This window comes from Nostoc sphaeroides, from assembly GCF_003443655.1.
In the GTDB taxonomy this organism is placed as follows: Bacteria; Cyanobacteriota; Cyanobacteriia; order Cyanobacteriales; family Nostocaceae; genus Nostoc; species Nostoc sphaeroides.
In genome coordinates this window covers 6,292,056-6,309,623 of sequence record NZ_CP031941.1, presented here as the reverse complement: position 1 = coordinate 6,309,623, position 17,568 = coordinate 6,292,056, and the positions used below count along the sequence as shown (strand labels likewise).

General features: G+C 41.7%; 16 protein-coding genes. 10 read left to right on the top strand and 6 right to left on the bottom strand.

The genetic code is table 11. The annotated features are described in order from the left end of the window. The first annotated feature begins 10 nt into the window (after positions 1-10). Positions 11-1,006 (top strand): RNA-guided endonuclease InsQ/TnpB family protein, encoded by a 996-nt coding sequence (locus tag D1367_RS28175; protein WP_228674708.1) that lies wholly within the window; start codon positions 11-13, stop codon positions 1,004-1,006. A gap of 324 nt (positions 1,007-1,330) precedes the next feature. On the opposite strand, the gene D1367_RS30225 is transcribed toward D1367_RS28175, so the two are convergent. From D1367_RS30225 to D1367_RS28160, 3 genes are all read right to left on the bottom strand, one after another. Beyond that, a complete protein-coding gene (locus tag D1367_RS30225) occupies positions 1,331-1,561 on the bottom strand; it encodes a hypothetical protein (RefSeq protein WP_147337402.1) in 231 nt (76 codons plus the stop codon). A 34-nt stretch (positions 1,562-1,595) separates the two neighbouring features. Next, entirely contained in the window at positions 1,596-1,883 is a 288-nt protein-coding gene (locus tag D1367_RS28170) for a type II toxin-antitoxin system PemK/MazF family toxin (RefSeq protein ID WP_118170290.1), read from the bottom strand. A gap of 175 nt (positions 1,884-2,058) precedes the next feature. Then, entirely contained in the window at positions 2,059-2,253 is a 195-nt protein-coding gene (locus D1367_RS28160; RefSeq protein ID WP_228674709.1) for a DUF2281 domain-containing protein, read from the bottom strand. 310 nt (positions 2,254-2,563) lie between these two features. Between D1367_RS28160 and D1367_RS28155 the strand changes: the two genes are divergently transcribed. The 8 genes from D1367_RS28155 (at position 2,564) to D1367_RS28120 (ending at position 10,889) form a co-directional block, all read left to right on the top strand. Continuing rightward, positions 2,564-2,755 (top strand): bromodomain-containing protein, encoded by a 192-nt coding sequence (locus D1367_RS28155; protein ID WP_118170286.1) that lies wholly within the window; start codon positions 2,564-2,566, stop codon positions 2,753-2,755. Positions 2,756-2,936: 181 nt separating this feature from the next. Continuing rightward, the gene (locus D1367_RS28150) at positions 2,937-3,488 is read left to right on the top strand and encodes an alpha/beta hydrolase (RefSeq protein WP_118170283.1); all 552 of its coding nucleotides are present in this window, start codon (positions 2,937-2,939) and stop codon (positions 3,486-3,488) included. A gap of 167 nt (positions 3,489-3,655) precedes the next feature. Further along, on the top strand, positions 3,656-4,228 hold the full coding sequence (locus tag D1367_RS28145) for an HdeD family acid-resistance protein (protein WP_118170279.1): 573 nt from the start codon (positions 3,656-3,658) through the stop codon (positions 4,226-4,228). Positions 4,229-4,699: 471 nt separating this feature from the next. Further along, complete coding sequence (locus D1367_RS28140; protein ID WP_118170274.1) at positions 4,700-6,778, top strand: glycoside hydrolase family 10-like protein; 2,079 nt, start codon at positions 4,700-4,702, stop codon at positions 6,776-6,778. 118 nt (positions 6,779-6,896) lie between these two features. Further along, complete coding sequence (locus tag D1367_RS28135; protein ID WP_118170270.1) at positions 6,897-7,097, top strand: hypothetical protein; 201 nt, start codon at positions 6,897-6,899, stop codon at positions 7,095-7,097. Positions 7,098-7,110: 13 nt separating this feature from the next. Further along, on the top strand, positions 7,111-8,190 hold the full coding sequence (locus D1367_RS28130) for a DNA cytosine methyltransferase (RefSeq protein ID WP_228674711.1): 1,080 nt from the start codon (positions 7,111-7,113) through the stop codon (positions 8,188-8,190). 486 nt (positions 8,191-8,676) lie between these two features. Continuing rightward, a complete protein-coding gene (locus tag D1367_RS28125) occupies positions 8,677-9,987 on the top strand; it encodes an efflux RND transporter periplasmic adaptor subunit (RefSeq protein WP_118170259.1) in 1,311 nt (436 codons plus the stop codon). 161 nt (positions 9,988-10,148) lie between these two features. Further along, on the top strand, positions 10,149-10,889 hold the full coding sequence (locus D1367_RS28120) for an SDR family oxidoreductase (RefSeq protein WP_118170255.1): 741 nt from the start codon (positions 10,149-10,151) through the stop codon (positions 10,887-10,889). Positions 10,890-11,321: 432 nt separating this feature from the next. On the opposite strand, the gene D1367_RS28115 is transcribed toward D1367_RS28120, so the two are convergent. The 3 genes from D1367_RS28115 to thiD all read right to left on the bottom strand — a co-directional run bounded on the left by D1367_RS28115 (position 11,322) and on the right by thiD (position 13,682). Further along, a complete protein-coding gene (locus D1367_RS28115) occupies positions 11,322-11,660 on the bottom strand; it encodes a P-II family nitrogen regulator (RefSeq protein WP_012410794.1) in 339 nt (112 codons plus the stop codon). A 343-nt stretch (positions 11,661-12,003) separates the two neighbouring features. After that, a complete protein-coding gene (locus D1367_RS28110; protein WP_118170251.1) occupies positions 12,004-12,603 on the bottom strand; it encodes a hypothetical protein in 600 nt (199 codons plus the stop codon). Positions 12,604-12,860: 257 nt separating this feature from the next. Continuing rightward, the gene (gene thiD, locus D1367_RS28105; RefSeq protein WP_118170246.1) at positions 12,861-13,682 is read right to left on the bottom strand and encodes a bifunctional hydroxymethylpyrimidine kinase/phosphomethylpyrimidine kinase; all 822 of its coding nucleotides are present in this window, start codon (positions 13,680-13,682) and stop codon (positions 12,861-12,863) included. Positions 13,683-14,574: 892 nt separating this feature from the next. Between thiD and D1367_RS28100 the strand changes: the two genes are divergently transcribed. Further along, positions 14,575-17,415: a choice-of-anchor D domain-containing protein gene (locus D1367_RS28100; RefSeq protein WP_118170242.1), complete on the top strand. Its 2,841-nt coding sequence runs from the start codon at positions 14,575-14,577 to the stop codon at positions 17,413-17,415. Positions 17,416-17,568: the final 153 nt, after the last annotated feature.

The following is a 17,568-nucleotide window of genomic DNA, read 5'->3' as shown; positions in this document are numbered from 1 at the left end:
TTCGTCAGTTTTGCAGTGCGTAGCTATTAATCTAGATAAGGCTTACAAAAACTTTTTTGAAGGACGGGCTAAGTTTCCCAAGTTTAAATCAAAATTTGATAAGCAGTCTATTCAGTATCCGCAAAGCATTACCGTTGTAGGTGATAAATTAAAGATTCCTAAGATTGGTGAAGTTAAGGCAGTCTTTCACAGAAAAGTTTCGGGAATAATTAAAACTGTCACCATTAGCAAAACTGCTACTGATAAGTACTTTGCCTCAATTTTGTGTGAGGTAGAGGTTGAATTAAATCCTACGTGTGGAGATAAAATACTCGGTATTGATCTTGGGCTAAAGGACTTTGCAATTGTCCATGATGGAGAGGCATTTACCAAGTATTCCAACCCTAAACACCTGAAGCGACACGAAAAAAATCTAGCCCGGAAGCAGAAAAAATTTGCCCGTAAAGTTAAAGGGAGTAAAGCAAGACACAAACACAAAAAACTAGTAGCGAAGGTTCACGAACGAGTATCAAATTCCCGCCAAGATTTTCTGCATAAACTCAGTAGAAAGTTGGTTAATGAAAGTCAAGTTATTGTCGTTGAAAACCTCAACGTCAAGGGAATGATACGGAACCGGAAGCTATCGAAAAGTATATCCGACGTAGGTTGGGGGATGTTTGTTAACTTCATTGATTACAAGTTGGAAGCGACTGATGGACAACTTGTAGAGATTGGAAGATTTTTCCCCAGTTCAAAAACTTGTTCATGTTGTGGTCATGTTGTTGATGAGTTGCCGCTAGATATCAGAGAGTGGGATTGCCCGAAGTGTGAATCTCATCATGATAGGGACGGAAACGCCAGCCAGAACATCAGAGCAGAAGGCATTCGGATATTATCTCTGGACGGAGGGAACCCCGTTCTTGCCGAGTCGAGGCGGAGTAAGACCACGAACCCGCAAGGGGGAAAGGCATTTGTCAATGAAACCGGAAGCCCACACCCTATCTGTACTCAGATGGGTGTTGGGTAGTTCACTACTCTGTCAAGCCAACAACGCTTGGTGAGACACTTCTTAAACATCTCTTTTTTTTCTAACTCTGTGCCCTCTGCGCCTCTGTGGTTTGTTAATGAGTAAGCAAACTGGGGTTTGAGAAAGTCAAATGCCATTTTGCTTGCGGAAAACACTGAAATGAGTAAGCAAACTGGGGTTTGAGAAAGCAAAAGCTTCTTTTACTTGCGGAAAACACTAAAATGATTAAGCAAACTGGGGTTTGAGAAAGCAAAAGCTTCTTTTACTTGCGGAAAACACTAAAATGATTAAGCAAACTGGGGTTTGAGAAAGCAAAAGCTTCTTTTACTTGCGGAAAACACTAAAATGATTAAGCAAACTGGGGTTTGAGAAAGCAAAAGCTTCTTTTGAGAAAGCATTTAAGTATTTTGAGAAAGTAAACAGGCTTTTTGATAAAGCAATCAGCAAATATACCTGACGATTAAAAATCACAGTTGCACATAGCTTGCATCCCGTTCGCCCTTGGCGTCTCGTAGGGAAGGGTACAAAGCCGACGCTGAGATATTCTGCAACCATGAAACCAGTCCAAGTTAGTTAAAGACTTGATAAACTACAGGCTTGAGTCTTGTATAATCTCAATAATTTTATTAATAACCTCTGTTAATTTTTCAAGTTTTATTTGACCTACTTGATATAAAATAATTTGTTTATCGGCAGTAAAAATCCGATTTGGTCTGATATTACTTAGCTGATTTAATCTACCGGAGCTAAAATCACTGTAATCCAGTTGAATAGCATAGATATCGCCAACAGATTGGCTAGTAATTTGGCAAAGAATCAGGTCATTACCCTGAAGAGTAGCAATAACTAAGGGACTTCCAAGTAAAAAATATTCCATTGCTATTGTTCACTGTTGACCGTTGACGGTTCACGATTTTTCAGTCAACAGTCAACAGCCAACAGTCAACGACTTTAATGTGGAATAATTTATTTTTTGGAGTTCCCTAAAGCAGGTCTGCGTTTTGTTTCAGTTAAGTCTGAAAAGGGAAATGGAACAATAACAACATCTCCTTTTACAAATCCTGCCATGCTGAATCTTCCTCTGGTCTTAACCAATCTTTTTGCAGTGATGATTCACTCATAATGGTGATTTCTAAAGTTTTCTCTTTATGGTATTTTGCTTGTAAGAACTGAACAAAATCTAAAATTTCCTGTAACAGAGGTTCAGGTAATTTTTCTAGTTCTTGTGTAATCTGTTCTTTAAGCATAATTGTCTTGTGTTTCGTCAATATCTAAAATAATATTTATCATATCGGTTGTTGAATAAAAATATAAAATCAAACAAATTCTACAACTGTAAAATTTTATATAACACCCAGCAGCGATCGCCACTCATGACTTGTCTTAGCGTACTAATCTATCAAGTCCTGCTCAATAGAGTATTATTACTCAAAAACTCTGTTAAATTTGCACCCTCTGAATGAGCCTCTTCAACCCATAGCAGGAGTGTGATGTTCCATTAACCGCCTACTATGAAGAACTAGGTAATCAAATCGCAGTATATCTGCCTTTCAAATTATGGACTGGAAGTACAGGTGGAAAAATGGCTATAAACCAAGCCGAGATGAAGCGGCAAAAAATCCTCATTTGTTAGATGAGAGTCAGTTTGATAACGAGCAAGACCGAAAGTTAGCTGAAGAATCTGCAAGAAAGCATTTAGGTATACCAGCACCAACCTTAGACGAAGATAAGCCAATACTACCTCATTAGCTTTGCCTAACGAAAAGGCTTAATAACACTATTTCCAATAATCTTTGCAACAAATTGGCTGTAGGGGCGTCTAGTTGTACATCCCTAATCATGTATTTGTAGCAGGAATTTCGTGAAATAATATAACGCTTGGGCACTTTGTGCCTATGTACACTCCGCACCATTCTTAAAGTTAGACAAAATGCAGATTTATCAACTTATCAATCGATTAAACAATAGTAAATTCGGTAAGTTAGTCACTCAAACAGTAGCTTTAGGCGTAGGTGCTATTGTTCTACTTTCAAGTGCTAATGCTAATGCTGCCGAGCAAGTTGTTTTAAAGTATGGTACTTTTCAGGGGCAAATATCTGTTCAAGAATTAACTCAGTTTACAGAAACTGGCAAGACTACCCCGACATTAAGAGCTTATTTACAGGCGGCGCAACAAGACCCCGCAGTAGCTCGTAAGGCACTGAAAGCCCCAATAAAAGCTGATGCTGGCTTTTTAAATAGTTTACTGTCTAGCTGGGCAGGGCCAGTTTTGGTTAACCAAATTGGTGAGGTAGTTCATCCTCCCGGAGGACAACTAAATCAGGAGGCGCTGCGAAGTGCTTTAAGTGCATCTATTCAACAAAATGGCGAAGTTACACTACTTGGAGCCATTCAGAATTATCCAAATACTTCTGTTGAACTTGAAGGAGATCGTCTCATCGGTGTTTATGAAAACCTCAGCAAGCTTGCAGAAATCCTATGAGGCTTATGTCATAAGATGATTGGTTTAGTGTTTCAATAGTCGTGAATTTTAGTAGCGATCGCAATAAAGTTAATACTAATGAGTCTATCTTAGGGTTCATACCTTGTTACTTAGAAATTCTCTAACCTAAATGTAGAGTTTAGTCTAAGAATAGGGAGAATATTTGTATGACAACCGATGTTTCTAGAGATATTAAGAAGGATGTTAATGGGTCACTCATAAGTGGTGTTCTACTGAGTATTTTAGGGGTTATTGCGATCGCAGCCCCTAATTTCACCACCTTATTCGCCGAGACTTGGATTGCCGTAATTTTAATTTTCGCCGGATTTACAAAAATAGTTTATGCCACTCAAACCCGCCACGAAGGAGGTTTTATTTGGAAACTTCTATTGAGCGGACTTTATATTGCAACGGGTGTAATGCTGTTTGTTTATCCTTTTACAGGTATTCTCACACTAACTCTATTGCTTGGTACCTTTTTGCTGACTGAAGGTACATTCGAGTTAATTCTGGCATTTAAGTTACGTCCGCAAGAGAACTGGACGTGGATACTAGGTAATGGGATTATTACACTGGTCTTAGGCGCAATGATTTGGTTTCAGTGGCCCTTTAATGCGCCCTGGCTTTTGGGTACACTAGTTGGTGTCAGCATTATTTTCACTGGCATTTCCCGCGTAATGTTGTCATTGAATGCGCGTTCTACCTCGAATCCTAGTAATGAAGCTACAAATCCTACTTAGTAGATGGGGAATGGGGAATGAGGGAGCAGGGGGAGCAATGGAAGAATAACTATTAAGTAGTAGTGCAAAATTAAATATACATTGTGATTGCTTCGTTTCGCTGCGCTACACTCGCAATGACCAATTATTCCTTGATGGTACAGAGCAACTAAATTTATTTATGGATAGATAAATTTTAAACAATGCAGGGTTCAGAGCAAGCGGATAAATCCTGGGGCTTTAATTGCGAATGGGCGAATGGGCGAAAAAGCGAATTGTGCTGACAAGGTTTTGGGATTGCTTCACTTTGTTCGCAATGACATAAATAATTTTGCATAACCATTTAATTATTGACCAATGCCCACTTGCCCTGAGCGTTCGCGCAGCGTCTCGTAGAGAAGGGATGCCCCATCTTGAGTAGTGACAGTTTACTAAATATTGCTAAATTAGCTAAGGAAATCAAAATCAAGGCCAGCTAGCTGCTTTTCAACAATGGTATCTATTGCTACTCCCTTCTCGGATATTCAAAACCATTGGGCACGCTTATTTATTACAGCCTTAGCCCAACGTCGTATTGTCAATGGGTTGCCTAACGGTACTTATCGCCCCGATAACTCTGTTACCCGCGCTGAATTTGCCGCCATCATCGCCAATGCATTCGGGACAGTTTCCAAGAAGCGGCAGTATGTCCCCTTTGTTGATGTCCCCACTAATTATTGGGCAGCAGCCGCCATTCAAGCAGCTTACGAAAAAGCATTTCTTAGCGGGTTTCCTGATAAAACTTTCCGTTTTGCTAACCGAATTACTAGGGTGGAAGTTTTAGTTGCTTTAGTAGGAGGTTTAGAAATTGCCACCAAAGTAAAACCTGACCTCCTCTTACAACTCCCACAAATTTATCAAGATTCTGTTCAGATTCCTGGGTATGGTAGAAATCAGGTAGCTATTGCCACCAGCGCTGGATTAGTAGTTAGTTTCCCAAATATCAAATTACTCAATCCCAATCTTGCAGCCACCCGTGCAGATGTGGCAGTAATTATTTATCAAGCTTTGGTGTATTTAGGTCAGGCAGAAAAAATTGCCTCTAGTTACTTAGTGCAGCCGCCAGCACCGACACCAACACCGATACCCATACCAACGCCAATACCCACACCAACGCCGACACCGACACCCGCACCTGTCGGTAGCGTTAGGGTAAATCATAGTCGGGAATTTCGGGGAGCGTGGGTAGCATCTGTGTGGAATAGTAATTGGCCTTCTAAGGCGGGACTTTCTGTTGCCGAACAAAAAGCTGAACTCAGCGAGATTATTAGTAAATTACAAGCGCTAAACTTCAATGCCCTTATCTTCCAGGTGCGACCGGAGGGAGACGCTTTATATGAATCTCAATTAGAGCCTTGGAGTGCTTGGATTACAGGAACTCAGGGTCAAGCACCAGAACCATTTTATGATCCTTTAGCGTTTGCGATCGCAGAATGTCACAAACGCAATATTGAACTCCATGCTTGGTTCAACCCCTACCGCGCTAGCACTTCCACCAACCCAGCTAAAACAGTCCGTCCCCACATCGCAGCTACCAATCCAGAAAGCGTTTATTTGTGGAAAACTCAACGCTGGATGGATCCAGGACTGAAAATAGTTCAAGATAGAGCTTACAATGTAATTCTCGATGTAGTGAAGCGCTACGATGTTGATGGCATTCACTTAGATGATTATTTTTATCCATATCCTATTGAGGGACAACCTTTCCCCGATGATAAAACCTACGCTGCATATAAAGCAGCCGGTGGTACACTCAGCCTTGGCGACTGGCGACGAGATAATGTTAACAGAATGGTACAGCGCCTCTGGCTGGGAATTAAAACAACTAAACCTGACGTTAAATTTGGTATTAGTCCCTTTGGGATTTATCGCCCCGGACAACCCACTGGTATTACTGGGTTAGATGCTTACAACGTGCTGTATGCCGACGCGAAGAAATGGCTCGCAGAAGGCTGGATTGATTATATCGCGCCTCAACTTTACTGGCGCACAGACCAACCACAACAAAGTTATTCAGCGTTGCTAAAGTGGTGGACAGAGGTAAACACAAAGCAAAGACACGTTTACGCTGGTAACAATCTGACAGAACCAAGCAACAAGAGTCGGGAGAGTGATGAGATTGAAAAGCAGGTGAAAATTAGTCGTAGCCAAGCTGGAAATTTATCATTAGGGAATATCTTCTTTAATGTCGGTGTTTTGACAGAAAATAGTCAGGGCATTGCTGATAAATTCCAAAGTCTGCTTTATAACAAACCTGCGTTAGCTCCAACTTTGTCTTGGCAGGATACAACACCCCCGCCTCCACCTATTCAACTACAAGTCAATAACCGCAAACTGAGTTGGCAGCCTGGAGATAATCAGCCAGTTCGTTCTTGGACACTTTATCGGCAAACCGGCGATACTTGGACAATTCAACGAATTTTGTCTGCTGGCACAACCTTCGCTACCGTCCAACAAGCGGGAACTTATGCAGTGTGTGCAGTGGATAGATTGGCGAATGAGAGTGTGGGAACAGTTATTACAGTTAGTTGAATAAATGTTCTGTCTATGAGTGCGATCGGCTTTGGCGTTGGCAACGCCATCGCTGTTATGCTCTTGTGTAGTATGAGTGCGTAGGCGTAGCCCGTAGACATCGTATCTTTAAAGAATAGTGCAAAGTAATCAACCTGAACCAGTTAAAGCCGATTGGATAGTCAACCTTTTAGGAAGAGTGAAAGCTCTGGAAGTAAATCCCCATGAAGAAGCATTAACCTCCATTCTGGTTGAACAAGCTTTGGAAAATGCCAAACGCACTGCTACCAATCCTGGTATATCAAGAGATGACTGGATTTCAGAAAATTTCCAATTTTAATAGTCCGTGCAAATTGGTTGCAAATCACATTGCTAGACGGGTTGGTTCCGATGTACAAAGGCGCATTGATGCCTTAAAAATTGGGCAAAAAATGCAGGACTTGCCTGAAGAACTTTGGCACGATAGCTTTAAATTTTATCTCAAGGACGATCCAAATCGTCAAGGTGGGCCAAATTTAAGAATAATTCGTATTGATCCAGATAAACCCTCATTAACAGTGACAGGGTACATTTTCAATAAATTTGTCCATCCCTATGAAAATCGATTTATTACTGTGCGAGAGGCAGCTCGTTTACAAGGGTTTCCTGACAATATTAAATTCGAGGGAACGCTAACAAGTACTCAGCTTCAGGTAGGTAATGCTGTACCTGTACCGCTTGCAGAAACTGTGTTTAAATCTTTAGTTCAGCAAGCAAAGTCGCTAGGATTTGAAAATCGCTCCCTCAAAGCTTTCAGCCTATTTAGCGGCGCAGGAGGTATGGATATTGGTGCTTATCTTACAGGTAGTATAGAAACTAAGGTAGCTCTCGATAGTTGGTCAGATGCTTGTGCAACATTGCGTGGTTTTTTTGGTGGGGATATTTGCGTTTTGGAAAATGATATTTCCACTGTAGAAAACCCATTAAGTCTATGGCAAAAGTTTTCCGGTGAAGTTGAAAAACCAGATATTGTCTTTGGAGGGCCACCCTGCCAAGCTTTCAGTCAGGCAGGTAAACAAAAAGGTTTTCAGGATAATCGAGGTGGTATGATTTATGAATTTTTACGTTTTGTCGAGTACTTGTACCCACCCTTTTTCGTTATGGAAAATGTATCTAATCTCAAAGGGATTGCAGGTGGCACACTATACCAGCAAATTTGGGACAAGATGGCGAATTTGGGTTACAACATCTCAGTCGGTGTACTTTTAGCTGCTGATTTTGGTACTCCCCAGTTAAGGCGGCGATTATTTTTTCTTGGTTGCCGAAAGGACATTGGTAGTATTCGCTTACCTTTATCTACTCATAGTCCTGAACTTGAATTGTTCGGATTACTACCCTACGTAACTGTTGGTAAGGCTTTTGTTGACTTGCCAGAAGCAGAGTTCAGCCGTTAATTTTCTAATCGGAAGCTTGACCAGAAAGCCTCTAAAGGGATTGAGCTACAGTCAGCACAATTCGCAATTCGCTTTTTCGCCCATTCGCAATTAAAGCCCACGGATAAATCGGGGGGCTTGAACCCTGCATTGTTTAAAATTTATCTATCCATAAATAAATTTAGTTGCTCTGTACCATCAAGGAATAATTGGTCAACTAGCTATATGATTAACTAACTTATATATTTATTGATTCAGCTAGATCGCCGACTTTTTACAGTGCAATCATGGGTATGCCATCACCAGCAAACCCTGCTCACGATAACTTGATGGAAAATTAGGGATTGACCTTTGGGTAGATTTAGACAGAATCATCAAAACTGTATATTTGGATGATATAACACATAATTTGCCACAAAACCTCATGCTAAATCAGTAATTTCCATATCAACAGATGAAATATTGATTTAATTCTAGTTAATTTGTTCCTTAAGTTCCTCAAAAGCCATGACATCCCCTGAGCCTCAAACCGATTTTGGAGAAAAAGCTCCACAAACCTCATTTGAGCCACCTTCTGGAAAACGGCGGTGGCTTTGGGTTTTAGTTGGACTACTATTGTTAGGGGGCACAGCAACTCTAGTTTGGCGTTTGCTCACTCCGCAAAATTCAGCACCTTCAACTGCTAATTCTCAACCTCAAGGGGTAAGAGTCAAAATATCGACAGTACAAAGCGGCATTATTGAGGAAAGTTCAGATTTTATTGCTAGCCTAAAATCCCAGCGCTCAGTCACGCTCCAGCCAAGGATTCAGGGCCAAGTTACTCAAATATTTGTCAAATCGGGAGATCCAATCGCACCAGGAGCAGCAATTCTCCAAGTAGATCCTACATCACAAGCAGGTGTCAATGAAAGCAATGCTGTGCCTCAAGGATTTTTAGTGCAACTGGAAAATGCCCGCGCTACACTCAAATCTCTGGAAGCACAACGACCATCCTATGTTGCAAATGTGCAATTGTACCAGCAGAATTACGAAAAGTTTGTCACCCTAGCCCAGGAAGGAGCCGTGTCTCGACAAACTCGCAATCAGTTTGGCGATCGCCTCGCCAATGCTAAAACTAATCTTGATGCAATTGATTCTAGAATTCAAGCACAAAGAGCCAACATATTGCAGGCTGAAAGAACTTTGCAGCAAGCTAATGTAAATATTCCACAACAAGGGAATCTCCAGTCTGACAAAATTACCGCTCCCTTTAGTGGCACAGTTGGCAACATGGCTGTGAAAGTAGGTGATTTAGTTAATACTTCTACACAATTAGTTAATATCACCCAAAATCGACCTTTAGAAGTTAACATCTCTGTGCCATTACAGCAAGGGCCCCAACTGCGTAAGGGAATGCCAGTGGAGGTTATGAACACACAAGGTCAAAAACTTGGTAGAAGTAGGGTATTTTTCATTGCACCTACTGCTAGTAATGAAACCCAAGGAATACTGATCAAAGCACTTTTTGACAACCCTAACGGGCAGTTACGTGCAGATCAATTGGTAAGGGCTAGAGTGTTCTGGAATCAGCGCCCCGGAGTTTTAATTCCCACAACAGCAATGACTCGTGTAGGTGGAGACACTTTTGTTTATGTAGTTGAAACAGAAACATCTCCCCAAGGTGTATCTCAACAAGTAGCTCGGCAAAAGCCAGTAAAGCTAGGCGAGATCAAAGATAATAATTACCAAGTTATTGAAGGATTGCAGCCAGAAGATAAAGTTATTATCTCAGGGTTGCTCAATCTTAGGGATGGTGTTGCGATCGTTCCAGAATCTTAATTAAGGGGAGTGAGGAGTCGGGGGATGAGGGAGATGAGGGAGCAGGGGAGGCAGGGGGAGAATAGCTAATGACTAATGACTAATGACTAAATTTAACCTTGCTAGAGTACTTTAACAGCAGATAATCACTTTGGTGAACCAAAATAAAACTAGATTAATTTATGGCATCAATAGCCGGGAAAGTTGCAATTATCACTGGGGCATCGCGGGGAATTGGACGAGCGATCGCACTAAAATTAGCTGGTAACGGCGCATCTATTGTCGTCAACTATGCGGGGAATACAGGCAAAGCAGAACAAGTTGTTGCAGAAATAGAAAAGCTGGGAGTAGAGGCGATCGCCGTACAAGCTGATGTTAGCAAAATACCTGACATCCAACGGTTATTTGAGCAAACGCTTGAGCGCTTCGGTAAAGTGGATATTTTGGTCAACAATGCCGGAATTGCCTTCTATAAACCAATTAATCAGGTGAGTGAAGAAGATTTTGACGCGATTTTTGCTATTAACGTCAAAGGCACTTTTTTTACTTGTCAACAAGCCGCGCAACACATGGCAGAAGGCGGACGGATTATCAACTTTTCCTCATCAACTACGGCGATGATGCTGCCAACTTATAGTGCCTATGTAGGAACCAAGGGTGCTGTTGAACAAATCACGCGGGTACTAGCTAAAGAATTAGGTGCAAAAGCGATCGTAGTTAATGCTATTTCTCCTGGCCCCACCGATACAGAACTGTTTCGAGAAGGCAAAACACAAGAACAAATAGACCGTTTGGCCCAAATGGCTGCCTTTGGCAAACTGGGAGATGTGCAAGAAATTGCCGATGTAGTAGCATTCCTCGCTAGCGATGAAGCTAGGTGGATCACTGGGCAAAATATTCGTGTAAACGGTGGAATCGCTTGAGACGATCAAAGCTTTCCTCTTGACATCCTCACCGCACTTTTAGGGCGGTGATTCCTAAGACTCAGACTTAGCTCAAGAAAATCCGAAAAGCTAATGTTGTCAAAAACTCAACTGCTCCATCACCTGATTTTACCGTAGTAGTACTTACGCATTGACAGGAAAGCCGAAATGACAGGTATGCTTTTCAAGGCTTTTAACCAGATTTTTCAACTATCTTTTTGCGATCGCGGCTAACAAAGGATAGTTTGTAAATGCCTGAAACAACCTATTTACGTTAATACATAAGATAATTCATTTGTACAGTGCGTAAGTCCTACGTAGGTAAAATTCAACAACCTTTGGCGTTTCGTTTTCGACTCTCTTACATCCCCTCCCTACCTTGTCTACGACACGCTACGCGAACGGCTGAGGAAGGGGAATTACGCGAAACTGTTAAACTGCTTCTGTGTTCTTTTCCCCGGTGCGAATCCGAATCACTTGCTCAACAGGCGAGATAAAAATTTTACCATCGCCGATTTCACCAGTGCGGGCAGCAGCAATAATTTTGTCCACCACCATATCAACTTGATTGTCATCAACGACGATTTCCACTTTGAGTTTTTGTAGAAACTCAACGGTGTACTCAGAACCGCGATACCGTTCAGTTTGGCCTTTCTGCCGTCCGAACCCCCGGACTTCAGAAACAGTCATGCCGACAATACCAGCGTTAACCAAGGCAATTTTTACCTCATCTAGCTTAAATGGGCGGATAATAGCTTCTACTTTTTTCATCTTTTTAACTCCTGACTTCTACTAGCTTCGTTTATATATCTAACCAGATCCGCAGTCTGAAGCTGTAACTAGCAGTGCTTTTCCTAAAAGATATGTAATAATTACCACTTTTTTAAAGTGTAGATGTTTTGTCTGAGGGTTTGGGATATGAAAAGCGCCAAGGATTTAATTGGATAATCTTTGAGCTTTTAACATAAATAAAGTTGCTATCAATTTAGCATTTTATGTCGCTTTTAGAAGCTAAAATAAGCAAATTTCGCCATCTGGCAGATATACTCAAATATTTTAGAGAGTGATTGCACAGAAATTGCTTGGTAGCACGAAAGCTTGGTGCTGCTGTCAACTAACGTTTCTGATGTTCAAACAAGGGACGCACAACGAAATATCCAGCACTAAAGGCAGTAAGCATGATTAACAATATGGTGATAATTAACCACCAGCCATTGAGTCCCTTGGCATCTGGCTCAGTAGTGGAATAATAACTTACTTGTTGCTCTTCTATAAAAACTGGTTCTGGTATCGAGAAATTCATTTCCATTACAGGTGTAGAAAAGTCTTGGCGGTGGCTTTTTTCGGGTGGCGTTTTGGGGATAACAGGTGGGCGAGAAACCTGCTGACGTGGACGCGCTTGTGCTGGGGGCATAGCGGCATTTTTAACGCCACCAGAAGCTTGGGGGACTTGGTGATAACTAGGCGTAGTATGGGAATCCACAAACTTTTGCAAATGAGAAAAAGACTCAACGACTTTGGTAATTTCTTGGCGTAGTAGTTGATTTTCTTGTGCTAATTCCTGATTTTTGGTAGTAAGTGCCTGTAGCTTCACCTGCGCTGCTTGCAACTCTGTTGACAATTCCCTATATACAGATAGTGGTACAGAGGGAGGGTAGGCTTGAGTAGTGGGTGTTGGCGAATTTGTGTGAACTGAACCTATGGTTGTTCGCATCGGGGGCTTGGTATTAAAAATCAAGGTAAGTAGGTTGTACAGAGATGCTAACAGAGATAGTCAGCCCTGAAACTATGCCCAAGAATAATAGAAAAATGGCGAAAGGGCAAAGATTTATTATTTGTCATTAGTCATTGGTCATTTGTCATTTGTCATTAGTCATTGGTCATTGGTCATTGGTCATTTGTCATTTGTCATTAGTTATTCTTTCTCCCCTTGCCTCCCCACTCCCCACTCCCCACTCCCCTTGATAGCGGTTAATTTCGTAACAATGGGAAGAAATGTCCTACAGGGCCTTGCCCTTCGCCAATATCTAGGGCGTAAGTGAGTGCAGTAGTCACATACTCTTTTGCCTGTTGCACTGCCTGCCACAAGTCTTTTCCCTTAGCCAGATTAGCAGCGATCGCAGCCGATAGTGTACAACCAGTACCGTGGGTATTTTTTGTCTCTACTTGCTGGCCAGTCAAAACTTCCAACTTGTCCCCATCAAACCAGATATCAACACCACGTAAATCTCCCTGCATACCTCCGCCCTTGACTAAAACAGCTTTCGTCCGTAAAGTCTTGTGAATAATTTCAGCTGCGGCTTGCATATCCTCCAAAGAATTAATTTGTAAACCGCTTAAAATCTGGGCTTCGTAGCGATTTGGCGTGATTACAACCGCCTTGGGAATCAGGGCATGGCATAGAGTCTTCACAGCATCATCATCAATCAATTGTGCCCCTGTACGTGACACCATTACCGGATCAACTACTAAATTATCGATTTGTAAAGCTTCCACCTGCTGGGCAACAGCAAAGATAATTTCCTGATTAAGCAACATTCCCGTTTTGGCAGCTTGTACGCCAATATCTTCAACTACTGCCTGAATTTGCGCCACAACAGCCTCTGTTGGTATGGCGTCAACCCTCTTCACTCCTAACGTGTTTTGTGCCGTGACGCAGGTTATAGCGCTAGTACCGTGGACACAGTGAAAAGCAAAGGTACGTAAATCAGCTTGAATTCCTGCACCGCCACCGCTATCTGAACCAGCAATGGTTAAAGCAACGGGTATTCTGGAGTTTATTTTAGTGTTCATAGTATATGAAGATTAAGTTTAAAAATTTTTAGAGAAACTTCATCAAATCCTTGCACAAAGACCTCTCTATTCCCATATCACTCTGGAAATTAACAGGACTTCAGCAGCAAACCTCCATATATTTTTCGCTATTGTTGTAAAAAAACGAACTATATTCAGCGCATTCACTGATGGAAACCCTTTTTGTAAAGGTTAGCTTTAATACATGAGTTCACCAGGCTCAGTTACACAGCTTACAACAGGTTCGACTAAGTTCTTACATTGGTTCCCTTAACTTAAGGGATCAACCTACAAAAGTTTCAAGCAATTTAACTTTGACCACTATAACTTTAAGTCTCCAGTTATCAGCGAGGGGTGCATTTTACCATGCCGATTTGGCAACCTCCTGACCTAAGACAACGGACAAAGTTCAGAGGAATTACTATGCCAATTTATGATCATCGTATCGAAATAGAGCAGATAGTAAAGCTGGTTTGCCCATAGCAGCGATGTCTACGACGGGCTATGACGATCGCGGCTGTCACAAATGAAGATATGAGTATTCAACTTCAGCTTTGGTAATCACAGAATGTCTAACAACGAACGCAGATAAGACAGATAAACGTCTTTGGCTTTGCGCTACCTTGTCTGCGTGCAATCGTCCGTTCACCCTTAATAAAACACTGATGATCGACGATATCGACATCTCTGCTTTAACAATCAAGGGTTGATAGAAGAGAAATTTTAATTACAAAATTTTTCTACAAACGACGCAATTTAAAGTTGCGATCGCACAACTGCGACTGTCCTGAAAAGTCCAGATAAATGACCCATTCAAATAACTACTTAGCAACATAGTTTGTTGCTGAGAAAGTAAGACCAATTCACCTTATAAACATTCGGAGTTAATCTCATGGCTGGCAAAACATATTACGTTTCTGGAACAGGCAATGATAAAAATGATGGTTTGAAACAAGGATCTGCATTTCGCACCCTCCAACAAGCCGCAGATTTGGTGAAGGCAGGTGATACCGTCTACGTCATGAATGGTACTTACACAAATATTTACCCTAATATCCTGAATATTGAAGATAAGCACGGTACCGTTAATGCGCCGATCACATTTACTGCTTATCCTGGACACACTCCTGTTATAGAAGCACACGATAAAAATTGGAATGCTATCTCAATTACAGGCTCTTCTTATATAGTCATTAATGGGCTAAAGCTGGTGGGGGCAAGAGATGATACTACATTAGAATATGCCCTCGAACATAAAGATAATTTGAATAACCCAGCAACATCTGGAAATGGCATCAGCGTTACATATATCGATGGCAGCGAAAAGCAACGTTCACATCACATCACAATTAGCAATAACAACGTTTCTAAGTTTCCAGGCGGTGGGATTGGAGCAACTCAAGCAGATTACATTACAATAGAAAACAATATTGTTTCTGGAAATGGTTGGTACTCGCCTTTCGGTGTTCAAGGAATTGGTTTACTTAATTTGTGGAACTCTGACAAAAGCAACACAGATTACAAAGTAATTATTCGAGGTAACATTGTCTTTGATAATAAACAATTAGTTCCTTGGATTAATGCAGGAACAGTAACCGAGGGTCATGGAATAATGTTTGACAGTTCTTATATTGGAAATGTTGCATACCAGGGCAAAGCCTTAATTAGTAAAAACGTAATTTACAACAATGGTGGCGCAGGTATTCAGATTTTCAAAGGAGAAAACCCTATAGACATTGTGAATAATACAACTTACAAAAATTCCCTTGAACTGTCGGTTGGAGAAATCTTTATCAACATTGCTAAAAATGTTCATGCCTCTAACAATATTATGTATGCAAACGACGGAAATTCTGCTAATTCTATTGTTAATTCGAGTAATGTTTCATTTGACAATAACCTTGCTTACAACGGAGCTTTGAAAGGCACAGGATCAGGAAATGTATTAAACAAAGACCCGTTGTTTGTTAATGCAGCGAATCATGACTTTAGGCTCAAACCTGGAAGTCCTGCGATCGATGGTGGTTCCAATGCTTTCAATAGTGTCACTAAGATTACTCCCCTAGATGGCGATGGTGACGGCAGTGTATTGACTGATATTGGCGTATCCGAAGCCCCCACCAATAAGACTCCTAACCCCGAAATTCAAGTTCTTGATGGCACAGTTGACATTGCAGATAAAAGCACTACCGCCATTAACTTTGGCGAGGTCATTGCTGGCAGCACCGTAACCAAAACTTTTACCATTAAAAATACAGGTATAGCTCCACTCAACCTGAGTAATCTCAAACTCCCCGACGGCTTTAGTTTGGTAGGAACTCTTCCATCTACTGTGGCTGCCAAGACTTCGGCGAATATAACAGTGGCACTAAATACCACCACTGGCGGAACCTACAGTGGCAGCTTCAGTTTAACCAACAACGATAGTAACGAAAGCCCCTTTAACTTTGTTATTAGTGGTAAAGTTAATGCTCCCGAAATTGAAGTTGTCAATAACAAAGTTGACATTATAGATGGCAGCACCACTCCCATTGACTTTGGCGATGCCGCTTTCGGCAGCACCGTATTTCAAACTTTTACCATTAAGAACACCGGTAAAGCTCCACTCAACCTGACTAATCTTACACTCCCCAACGGCTTTAGTTTGGTAGGAACTCTTCCAGCTACCTTGGCAGTCAATAATTGGGCGAGTCTAACGGTGGAACTCAATACAAAAACATCTGGAACATACGGTGGCAGGTTCAGTTTGAGTAATAACGATCCTAACGAAAGCCCCTTTGATTTTGCCATTAGGGGTAAAGTTCAGCCCGCTCCTGCCCCCGAAATTCAAGTTCTCAATAGCACAGTTAACATTGCAGATGGTAGCACTACTCCCATTGACTTTGGCAACGTCACTTTCGGCAGCACCGCTACCAAAACTTTCACCATCAAAAACATCGGTACAGCTACGCTAAACTTAGGTAATCTTACACTTCCCGACGGCTTTAGTTTGGTAGGAACTCGTCCATATAGCTTGGCTGCCAAGGCTTCGACGAATATAACAGTGGCACTCAATACAAATATACCTACACCTGGAACATATTCTGGCAGTTTCAGTTTGATCAACAACGATAGTGACGAAAGCCCTTTTAACTTTGCCATCAAAGGCACAGTTAAACCCGCTCTTGCTACTGAAACTTATCTTCTCAATGGCACTGATAGCTCTGAGTACTTAAAAGGCCATGCCCCATCTAACAAGATTTATGGGTTTGGCGGTAACGACAACATTGTAGGTAATCTAAGAAATGACCAAATTTTTGGAGGCGACGGAAACGATAGTCTCTGGGGAGGTGATGGTGATGACCTGCTCTATGGCGATAGCGGCAATGACAAGCTTGCGGGTGATAACGGTAACGATAGGTTATTTGGTGGTATCGGTGATGACCAACTATTAGGGGGCACAGGCAATGACTGGCTTTATGGAGATGCAGGCAAAGATGTACTTACAGGGGATTATGGCACTGACACCTTTGTATTGGCTTCTGGAGAGGGTACAGACTCCATTACTGACTTTGAAATAGGTAAGGACAAGCTTGCGTTGTCAGGTGGTCTCAAGTTCGGTCAATTATCGATATATCAACAAGGAAGTCAAGCCTTTATTATGGATAGTTCTGATAATCAAGTGTTGGCGAAGTTGGATAATGTCACTGCAAGTATACTTTTGGCTCAACCTTCCACTTTTATCACAGTTTAGCTGTGTTTTTTGATCAGAGGCAGGGGGCAGGAGGCAGGGGGTAGGGTACAAACCTGGCCCTGTAGGCGAAAGCACAGATGCTCTTTTGGATAGTTTTTCTTCATTGCTCTCCTGCTCAAGAACTTTTTCACTTCACTATGATGCCTACTTCGA